Origin of the sequence: Pseudomonas sp. Irchel 3E19, assembly GCF_900187585.1 — a bacterium.
GTDB classification, from domain to species: domain Bacteria; phylum Pseudomonadota; class Gammaproteobacteria; order Pseudomonadales; family Pseudomonadaceae; genus Aquipseudomonas; species Aquipseudomonas baetica.
The window spans coordinates 317,395-327,283 of sequence record NZ_FYDT01000001.1; the positions used below are offsets into that span (position 1 = coordinate 317,395).

9 protein-coding genes and 2 pseudogenes are annotated in these 9,889 nt (G+C 59.1%); 7 read left to right on the forward strand and 4 right to left on the reverse strand.

Going from position 1 to position 9,889, the window contains the following annotated elements; all coding sequences use genetic code 11:
* Window positions 1-124 precede the first annotated feature (124 nt).
* The 5 genes from CKW18_RS01550 to fdhA all read left to right on the forward strand — a co-directional run bounded on the left by CKW18_RS01550 (window position 125) and on the right by fdhA (window position 6,611).
* A complete protein-coding gene (locus tag CKW18_RS01550) occupies window positions 125-454 on the forward strand; it encodes a sarcosine oxidase subunit delta (protein WP_095187128.1) in 330 nt (109 codons plus the stop codon).
* On the forward strand, window positions 451-3,468 hold the full coding sequence (locus tag CKW18_RS01555; RefSeq protein WP_095187129.1) for a sarcosine oxidase subunit alpha: 3,018 nt from the start codon (window positions 451-453) through the stop codon (window positions 3,466-3,468). The genes CKW18_RS01550 and CKW18_RS01555 overlap by 4 nt, the downstream gene beginning before the upstream one ends.
* Window positions 3,469-3,590: 122 nt before the next feature.
* Entirely contained in the window at window positions 3,591-4,223 is a 633-nt protein-coding gene (locus tag CKW18_RS01560; protein WP_095187130.1) for a sarcosine oxidase subunit gamma, read from the forward strand.
* A gap of 125 nt (window positions 4,224-4,348) precedes the next feature.
* Window positions 4,349-5,206, forward strand: coding sequence for a formyltetrahydrofolate deformylase (purU, locus tag CKW18_RS01565; RefSeq protein ID WP_095187131.1), 858 nt, complete (start codon window positions 4,349-4,351; stop codon window positions 5,204-5,206).
* Between the two features lie 205 nt (window positions 5,207-5,411).
* The gene (gene fdhA, locus CKW18_RS01570; protein ID WP_042561444.1) at window positions 5,412-6,611 is read left to right on the forward strand and encodes a formaldehyde dehydrogenase, glutathione-independent; all 1,200 of its coding nucleotides are present in this window, start codon (window positions 5,412-5,414) and stop codon (window positions 6,609-6,611) included.
* A 69-nt stretch (window positions 6,612-6,680) separates the two neighbouring features.
* On the opposite strand, the gene CKW18_RS01575 is transcribed toward fdhA, so the two are convergent.
* Window positions 6,681-6,893, reverse strand: coding sequence for a cold-shock protein (locus tag CKW18_RS01575; protein ID WP_095187132.1), 213 nt, complete (start codon window positions 6,891-6,893; stop codon window positions 6,681-6,683).
* A gap of 187 nt (window positions 6,894-7,080) precedes the next feature.
* Between CKW18_RS01575 and CKW18_RS01580 the strand changes: the two are divergent.
* A pseudogene (locus CKW18_RS01580) lies at window positions 7,081-7,248 on the forward strand (formyltetrahydrofolate deformylase); the annotation flags it as partial.
* 61 nt (window positions 7,249-7,309) lie between these two features.
* Here the strand turns inward: CKW18_RS01580 and CKW18_RS01585 are convergent.
* Window positions 7,310-7,705: a hypothetical protein gene (locus CKW18_RS01585; protein ID WP_095187133.1), complete on the reverse strand. Its 396-nt coding sequence runs from the start codon at window positions 7,703-7,705 to the stop codon at window positions 7,310-7,312.
* A 407-nt stretch (window positions 7,706-8,112) separates the two neighbouring features.
* Between CKW18_RS01585 and CKW18_RS01595 the strand changes: the two genes are divergently transcribed.
* Window positions 8,113-8,670, forward strand: coding sequence for a DUF2780 domain-containing protein (locus CKW18_RS01595; RefSeq protein WP_095187135.1), 558 nt, complete (start codon window positions 8,113-8,115; stop codon window positions 8,668-8,670).
* 1 nt (window position 8,671) lies between these two features.
* Here the strand turns inward: CKW18_RS01595 and CKW18_RS01600 are convergent, their stop codons facing one another.
* A complete protein-coding gene (locus CKW18_RS01600; RefSeq protein ID WP_095187136.1) occupies window positions 8,672-9,559 on the reverse strand; it encodes an acyltransferase in 888 nt (295 codons plus the stop codon).
* A 233-nt stretch (window positions 9,560-9,792) separates the two neighbouring features.
* Window positions 9,793-9,889: pseudogene (locus CKW18_RS01605) on the reverse strand (IS110 family transposase); the annotation flags it as partial.

A 9,889-nucleotide genomic window follows, 5' to 3' on the forward strand; every position in this document is an offset into this window, starting at 1 on the left:
ATACGGCGTTAAAAACAGGCTCGAAATGCTCACTTAGTAAACTAAGCTCCGCTTTCTCGCCTGTTTTTGCCTTGTCTTGCCTTCGCTCGCTACGTTTTCACGGCGCTTGATAGGAGAAATCCCCATGTTGCATATCTTCTGTCCTCACTGCGGCGAGTTGCGCTCCGAAGAGGAATTCCACGCATCCGGTCAGGCGCATATCCCGCGTCCGCTGGATCCGAACGCCTGCACTGATGAAGAGTGGGGCGACTACATGTTCTTCCGCGATAACCCGCGCGGTCTGCACCACGAACTGTGGGATCACGTCGCCGGTTGCCGCCAGTACTTCAACGTCACCCGCGACACCGTGACCTACGAGATTCTCGAAACCTACAAGATCGGCACCAAGCCGCAATTCACCGACAAGGCTGATACGGCGAAAACAGCCACGGCGGCGCTGGGAGAGAAGGTATGAGCCAGACCAATCGCCTGTCCAACGGTGGACGGATCGACCGCAACAAAGTGCTGAGCTTCACCTTCAACGGTCAGACCTACAAAGGCTTCGAGGGTGACTCGCTGGCCGCCGCGCTGATCGCCAACGGCGTCGATATCATCGGCCGCAGCTTCAAGTATTCGCGTCCACGCGGCATCTTCGCCGCTGGCGCCGAAGAGCCGAACGCCGTGCTGCAGATCGGTGCGACCGAAGCCACCCAGATTCCCAACGTGCGCGCCACGCAACAGGCGCTGTACCAAGGCCTGGTCGCCACCAGCACCAACGGCTGGCCGAACGTCAACAACGACATGATGGGCATTCTCGGCAAGGTCGGCGGCAAGCTGATGCCGCCGGGTTTCTACTACAAAACCTTCATGTATCCACAATCGTTCTGGATGACTTACGAGAAGTACATTCGTAAGGCTGCCGGTTTGGGCCGCTCGCCGACCGAAGTCGATCCGGACACTTACGACTACATGAACCAGCACTGCGACGTGCTGATCGTCGGCGCCGGCCCTGCTGGCCTCGCCGCTGCACTGGCGGCTGCGCGCAGCGGCGCTCGGGTGATTCTGGCCGATGAGCAGGAAGAGTTTGGCGGCAGCCTGCTTGATTCCCGTGAAAGCCTCGACGGCAAACCGGCGATGGACTGGGTTGCCAGCGTCATCGCCGAACTGAAGGACACTCCGGACGTGCTGCTGTTGCCGCGCGCCACGGTCAACGGCTACCACGACCACAACTTCCTGACCATTCACGAACGCCTCACGGATCACCTCGGCGACCGCGCACCGATCGGTCAGGTACGTCAGCGCATTCACCGCGTTCGCGCCAAGCGTGTGGTGCTGGCGACCGGCGCTTGCGAGCGTCCGCTGGTCTACGGCAACAACGATGTGCCGGGCAACATGCTCGCCGGTGCGGTGTCGACTTATGTGCGTCGCTACGGCGTGGCACCGGGCAAGAAGCTTGTCCTCAGCACCAACAACGATCACGCCTACCGCGTGGCACTGGATTGGCTCGACGCCAGTCTGCAAGTGGTGGCCATCGCCGATGCTCGCAGCAATCCGCGCGGTGCATTGGTCGAAGAAGCCCGTGCCAAAGGCATCCGCATCCTCACCGGCAGCGCCGTGATCGAGGCCCGTGGCAGCAAGCGCGTGACCGCTGCCCGCATCGCCGCAATTGATGTGAAGGCGCATGCCGTGACCAGCCCGGGCGAATGGCTCGACTGCGATGTGGTCGCCAGCTCCGGCGGTTACAGCCCGGTGGTTCACCTGGCCTCGCACTTGGGTGGCAAGCCGACCTGGCGCGAAGACATCCTCGGTTTCATTCCGGGCGAAGCCCCGCAGAAACGCGTGTGCGTCGGTGGCATCAACGGCGTCTACGGTCTCGGTGATTCGCTGGCCGATGGTTTTGAAGGGGGCGTGCGCGCTGCCAGCGAAGCCGGTTTCGCGGCGGTCGAAGGCACTCTGCCGAAAGCCCTGAGCCGTCTCGAAGAGCCGACCCTGGCGCTGTTCCAGGTGCCGCACGAGAAGGGCACCGCTCGGGCGCCGAAGCAATTCGTCGACCTGCAAAACGACGTCACCGCCGCCGCCATCGAACTGGCGACCCGCGAAGGTTTCGAGTCGGTCGAGCACGTCAAACGCTACACCGCACTGGGCTTCGGCACCGATCAGGGCAAGCTCGGCAACGTCAACGGTCTGGCCATCGCCGCCCGTTCGCTGAACGTGACCATCCCGCAGATGGGCACCACGATGTTCCGCCCGAACTACACGCCGGTGACGTTCGGCGCCGTGGCCGGCCGTCACTGTGGGCACATCTTTGAACCGGTTCGCTACACCGCACTGCATGCCTGGCATGTGAAGAGCGGTGCCGAGTTTGAAGACGTCGGCCAGTGGAAACGTCCTTGGTACTTCCCGAAAAATGGTGAAGACCTGCATGCAGCGGTGAAGCGCGAATGCAAAGCCGTGCGCGACAGCGTCGGCCTGCTCGACGCTTCGACACTGGGCAAAATCGACATTCAAGGCCCGGATGCCCGCGAGTTCCTCAACCGCGTGTACACCAACGCCTGGACCAAGCTCGACGTGGGCAAGGCCCGTTACGGCCTGATGTGCAAAGAAGACGGCATGGTCTTCGACGACGGCGTGACGGCTTGCCTGGCGGACAACCATTTCGTCATGACCACCACCACTGGCGGCGCCGCACGCGTGCTGCAATGGCTGGAGCTGTACCACCAGACCGAATGGCCGGACATGAAGGTGTATTTCACCTCCGTCACCGACCACTGGGCGACCATGACCCTGTCCGGGCCGAACAGCCGCAAGTTGCTCAGCGCGGTTACCGACATTGATCTGAGCAACGAAGCCTTCCCGTTCATGACCTGGAAAGAAGGTCTGGTCGGTGGCGTGCCGGCGCGGGTGTTCCGTATCTCGTTTACCGGTGAGCTGTCGTACGAAGTCAACGTGCAGGCCGACTATGCGATGGGCGTGCTGGAGAAAATCGTCGAGGCCGGCAAACAGTACAACCTGACCCCGTACGGCACTGAAACCATGCACGTTCTGCGCGCCGAGAAAGGTTTCATCATCGTCGGTCAGGACACCGACGGCTCGATGACCCCGGACGACCTGAACATGGGCTGGTGCGTTGGTCGCACCAAACCGTTCTCGTGGATCGGTCAGCGCGGCATGAACCGTGAAGACTGCGTGAAAGATCAGCGTAAGCAACTGGTCGGCTTGAAGCCGATCGATCCGACCAAATGGCTGCCGGAAGGTGCGCAACTGGTGTTCAACACCAAGCAGGCGATCCCGATGACCATGGTCGGCCACGTGACTTCCAGTTACGCGCACAACTCCCTCGGTTATTCGTTTGCCATGGGCGTGGTCAAGGGCGGTCTGAAGCGCCTCGGTGAGCGGGTGTTTGCACCGCTGGCCGATGGCAGCGTGATCGAGGCGGAAATCGTTTCTTCGGTGTTCTTCGATCCGAAGGGGGATCGCCAGAACATCTGACAGACCGAGTCGCGGCCTTCGCGAGCAAGCCCGCTCCCACAGGGGAATGCATTCCAAATGTGGGAGCGGGCTTGCTCGCGAAGGCGTCAGTAGATTCATCACAGAATTCAGGAAGGTGCTTTATGACCACAGCCAACGTGTACCAACAACGCCCGACCACCGGTGCCCGTGCCGAGTCGTCGCTGCACCATGCCGACCTCGCCAGCCTGGTCGGCAAGGGCCGCAAGAATGCCGGTGTGATCGTGCGTGAGAAAAAACTCCTCGGCCACCTGACCATTCGTGGCGATGGCCACGATGCCGCGTTCGCCGCCGGTGTGCACAAGGCTTTGGGCATCGAACTGCCCGGCGCTCTGAGCGTTATCGTCAACGGTGAAACCAGCCTGCAATGGATGGGGCCGGACGAGTGGCTGCTGATCGTGCCAAGCGGTGAAGAATTCGCCGCTGAACAGAAACTGCGTGAAGCCTTGGGCGATCTGCACATCGCGATCGTCAACGTCAGCGGCGGCCAGCAAGTGCTCGAACTGAGCGGGCCGAACGTGCGCCAGGTGTTGATGAAGTCCACCAGCTACGACGTACACCCGAACAACTTCCCGGTCGGTAAAGCGGTCGGCACGGTGTTCGCCAAGTCGCAGCTGATGATTCGTCATACCGCCGAAGACACTTGGGAACTGCTGATCCGTCGCAGTTTCTCGGATTACTGGTGGTTGTGGTTGCAGGATGCTTCGGCTGAGTACGGCCTCAGCGTCCAGGCCTGATGGTTGATCGTTCCCACGCTCCGCGTGGGAATGCATCCCCGGGACGCTCCGCGTCCCAAGAGCGGACGCCGAGCGTCCATGGCGGCATTCCCACGCAGAGCGTGGGAACGATCAGAGGAAAAAATATGAGCCGCGCCCCAGACACATGGATTCTGACCGCCGACTGCCCCAGCGTTCTCGGCACCGTGGACGCGGTGACGCGTTTTCTGTTCGAGCAGGGTTGCTATGTCACCGAGCACCATTCGTTCGATGACCGCCTCTCCGGGCGTTTTTTCATTCGTGTGGAATTCCGCCAGCCCGACGGCTTCGACGAGCAATCCTTCCGCACCGGCCTCGCCGAACGTGGCCAGGCCTTCGGCATGATCTTCGAGCTGACCGCGCCGAACTATCGGCCAAAAGTGGTGATCATGGTCTCCAAGGCCGATCACTGCCTTAACGACTTGCTCTACCGCCAGCGCATCGGCCAGTTATCGATGGACGTAGCTGCGGTGGTGTCCAACCACCCGGATCTGAAACCGCTGGCCGACTGGCACCAGATTCCCTACTACCATTTCCCCCTCGATCCCAACGACAAACCGTCGCAGGAGCGTCGGGTCTTGCAGGTGATCGAAGAGTCCGGCGCCGAACTGGTGATCCTCGCCCGCTACATGCAGGTGCTGTCGCCGGAGCTTTGCCGCAAGCTCGATGGCAAGGCGATCAACATTCATCACTCGTTGCTGCCGGGCTTCAAGGGTGCCAAACCGTATCACCAAGCCTACAACAAGGGCGTGAAACTGGTGGGCGCGACGGCGCATTACATCAATAACGATCTCGATGAAGGGCCGATCATCGCCCAAGGTGTCGAGGCGGTGGATCACAGTCATTACCCTGAGGATCTGATTGCCAAGGGGCGGGATATTGAAGGCCTGACGTTGGCGCGGGCGGTTGGGTATCACATTGAGCGGAGAGTTTTTCTCAACGCCAATCGTACGGTCGTTCTCTAGATCGCTTTCGCGAGCAGGCTCGCTCCCACAGGGGATTTGTGTTGAAACACAGGTCTCTGTCACACCAAAGATCAACTGTGGGAGCGAGCCTGCTCGCGAAGGGGCCATTACTGACAACGCAAGACCAACAAGCAATAACCCGAGCATTTAACGCGCTGCCTGCCTGGGCAACGCGGTTCCATAAAAACAACAGCGAGGTGAAAGCATGTCTGGCAATCGTGGTGTGGTGTATCTCGGCGCGGGCAAGGTCGAAGTACAGAAAATCGACTATCCGAAAATGCAGGACCCGCGCGGTCGCAAGATCGAGCACGGGGTCATTCTCAAAGTGGTTTCCACCAACATCTGCGGCTCCGACCAACACATGGTGCGCGGCCGTACCACGGCGCAGACCGGTCTGGTGCTGGGCCACGAGATCACCGGCGAAGTGATCGAAAAAGGTTCCGACGTCGAAAACCTGAAAATCGGCGACCTGGTTTCCGTTCCGTTCAACGTCGCTTGCGGGCGCTGCCGTTCCTGCAAGGAGCAACACACCGGCGTCTGCCTGACCGTCAACCCGGCCCGTGCCGGCGGCGCTTACGGTTACGTCGACATGGGCGACTGGACCGGTGGCCAGGCCGAATACGTGCTGGTGCCCTACGCTGACTTCAACTTGCTGAAACTGCCGGATCGCGACAAGGCCATGGAGAAAATCCGCGACCTGACCTGCCTGTCCGACATCCTGCCGACCGGTTACCACGGTGCGGTGACTGCGGGCGTTGGCCCGGGCAGCACCGTTTACATTGCCGGCGCGGGTCCAGTCGGTCTGGCGGCCGCCGCTTCTGCGCGCTTGCTCGGTGCGGCCGTGGTGATCGTCGGCGACGTCAACACCATCCGCCTGGCCCACGCCAAGGCGCAGGGTTTTGAAATCGTCGACCTGTCCAAGGACACCCCGCTGCACGAACAGATCGCTGCGCTGCTGGGCGAACCGGAAGTCGATTGCGCGGTGGATTGCGTAGGCTTCGAAGCGCGCGGCCACGGCCATGACGGGGTGAAATCCGAAGCCCCGGCCACCGTGCTTAACTCGCTGATGGGCGTGGTGCGCGTGGCGGGCAAGATCGGCATTCCGGGCCTGTACGTCACCGAAGATCCGGGTGCCGTGGACGCCGCCGCGAAAATGGGCAGCCTGAGTATCCGCTTTGGTCTGGGTTGGGCCAAATCCCACAGCTTCCACACCGGGCAAACGCCAGTGATGAAGTACAACCGCCAGTTGATGCAGGCGATCATGTGGGATCGCATCAACATCGCTGAAGTGGTGGGCGTGCAGGTGATCAGCCTCGATCAGGCGCCGGAAGGGTATGGCGAGTTTGATGCGGGTGTGCCGAAGAAGTTTGTGATTGATCCGCACAAGTTGTTCAGTGCGGCGTAGGGCTTAAGCTAGATGACAAAACGGCACCGCTAAAGGTGCCGTTTCTGTTTGGTTTTTTATGACCAGGGATCATTCAGGGCGAACTTGGACTGCTTGCATTCCTTTTTGTCCCCTCTCGGCTACGAATGAAACCATTTGCCCTTCTTTGAGAGTTTTGTCTCCATCAATCTCAATAGCCTTGAAATGGACAAAAATATCATCGCCGCCGCCAGCTGGACTAATGAACCCAAAACCTTTTTCGTCATTAAACCATTTGACCGTACCGGTTTCTCTGTTTGACATGCCCGTGGTTCCTATTTGATAGATTGGTTAAACATTAGACTGAGTAATTCAAAGGCCTAAAAAGCTCAGATAGCGGCCAATGCCCTTTGATAGAGAACCGGCCTAGTCGGACGCCCGGTCTGCAATCCTCCTTTGGGCTCAAGACTTACCGTACCTACGACCTTCTGCACCCGGTCTCGTCGAGTGAGGGCAGGCGCTCGGCATGGGCTTTGAATTGACCGCACCGAACTACCGGCGAAAAGTGGTGATCATGGTGTCCTTGGCCGATCACTGCCTCAACGACCCGCTCTATCGCCCGCGCATCGACCAGTTGCTGATGTACGTCGTGGCGGCGGTGTCCAATCATCCGGATCTCTAGCCTGTGAAGGGCACCCATGGGGTGCCTTTTTTGTTAAAGATGTTCGCCCTTGCGTACGTTATTTGAACGCGCACTTTTGAGCGTCACCGTCTTTGGTGGCGCAATCATCGCCTTGCCAATTACCACCGTCGCCAACAGTTGGTTTTCCCGTTGGCCAGACGAGCGACGCCGCAACATCCGGCTTCATTTTGCCGTCTTCGTATTGGCAGACGACTCTGGCGTTATTGCTGTCTTTATCCTTGATGCGTGCCGCAGTAAATTTGAGCGCCTGCGCAGCTTCCTCGCTGGTGCTAGCAGGATCAACGTCGACAGTCAGCTCCTTGGTCGGCCCACTCACCTCAAATGTGCCATTACTTTTCTTCGTGAAAGAACTGGCAGACGGACAGGTGCTCGCATAAGCAGTAGTCGAGAGAGCTAAAGCAATCAACGCGCCAGCGGTAAGTTTCTTCAACATGTTGTGTACTCCTTTACATTTTTTGGAGTGCCAATTGTTCAAGCACACAAAAAAATTTTCTACTGTCAGATCTGACAGTTTTTTAGCGAATTTTGGAATAGTTATTAGTTTTCTTATAGCTCGATTCAAATGATTTTCGCTACTATCCAATAATCGCTATCCCATAAGAACCAAAAAATCATCGCCCCGCTGAGAGGTTATATAGCCGAATTCCTCTTCGTGGTTAAACCACTTGACCGTTCCTTTCTGTCCGTTCGACATATCTGCATTCCTTTTTTGGACTTTTACCTTTCCTATCGTTGATTGATGAAGTGAGGGTACTTGCTGAACATACCGTTCAATCCCCTGTCAAACCGGCAGTTTCGTCGCCGCTGTCCGGTGGCAGCTTTTCCCAAGAGGATGTCTGAATGAAGATTTCACGCGGTTTTGCCTTGGCATCACTCATGACCCTGGCGGCGGGCCCGGTGTTCGCCGGTTTCAGCTTGAACGACGTCGCCGGTGCGGTCTCGGGCATGCAGGGCGGTGACAAGGCTGCCGCTGCGGCGCCGACTTCGGAAACCGCCGGTTTGTTGAGCGCCCTGAGTGCGCTGAACGTCACTCCGCAGCAAGCCGTGGGCGGCACCAGTGCCATGCTCGGCCTGGCCAAGAACCAGTTGAGCAATACCGACTACTCGCAATTGGCCAAGGAAGTGCCGGGCATCGACAAGCTCTCGGGCGGTGGTGGCAATCTGGCTGCGCTGAGCGGTCTGCTTGGCTCGTCGGGCAAGTCGGCCGGTCTGGAAAACGCCTTGGGCAACGTCAAGGACACCAATGACCTGAACAATGCGTTCAGCGCCTTGGGCATGGACAGCGGCATGATCGGCCAGTTTGCCCCGGTGATTCTGCAATACCTGGGTCAGCAGGGCGTCGGTGGCTCGCTGCTGAGCAGTCTGGGCAGCATCTGGGGCACCGGAACCGGCAGCTGATTCAACCGCGCTCGTTCTTCAGTTCGGCAATACGCTGATCCTTCTCGTTCCAGAGCTGGTTGACCCAGCTCTGGACCTTCTGGCGAAACACCGGATCATTCTCGTAATCGCCCTGCCACAGCGCCGGGTCGAGTTCGCGGGTCTTGATGTCGATGATCACGCGCGGCACGTTGCCGCTGATCAAGTCCCAGAATCCCGGAATGTCTGGCTGTGGATAAACCACCGTCACATCGAGAATCGCGTCCAGTTGTTCACCCAGCGCCGCCAGTACAAACGCCACGCCGCCCGCCTTGGGCTTGAGCAGGTGGTTGAACGGTGATTGCTGCTGCGCACTTTTCGCGGCGGTGTAGCGCGTGCCTTCCAGATAATTGACCACGGTTACCGGCTGACGCTTGAACAGTTCACAGGCCGCTTTGGTGATTTCCAGATCCTTGCCCGCCAGTTCCGGGTTCTTCGCCAGGAATGCCTTGGTGTAGCGCTTCATGAACGGGTAATCCAGCGCCCACCACGCCAGGCCCAGAAACGGCACCCAGATCAGTTCTTTCTTGAGGAAGAACTTGAAGAACGGCGTGCGCCGGTTGAGGGTCTGGATCAGCGCCGGAATGTCGACCCACGATTGGTGGTTGCTGACCACCAGATACGAGGTGTCGCCGCGCAGATCGTCGCCGCCGCGAATGTCCCACCGGGTGGGGATGCACAGGCGGAAAATCAGTTTGTCGATCTCGGCCCAGGTCTCGGCGATCCACATCACCGCACCTGACGCATAGTCGCGCCAGCGCCCGGGCGCCACCAGTTTGAGCAGGGCAAACACCAGCAATGGCCCGATCAGGATCAGGGTGTTGAGCAATAGCAGCAGGGTGACGAAACAGCCGGTGAGCAGGCGGCGCATAAGCAACTCTATGAAAGCGGATAGGCGCGCCATGATAAGTGGCTTCGGGCGACAGGCCAAATCGATGGTGACGAATGTTTCACTTTTGGGGCGGTATGCTTTGCTCAGGCGTTGTGTCGAATGTACCGGCCTCTTCGCGAGCAGGCTCGCTCCCACGGGGGATTTGCACTGTGTTGAAGATTGCATGCACACAGAAATCCAATGTGGGAGATTCTATGGTTGAGGGGAAGCCCTCAACTGACTTTTGTCTGATATTCGCTTTGCCCTTTCAGCAAGGCGAATACCACCCGAGCAAGTTTGCGAGCCAGCATCACCAACGCCTGCGTGGTG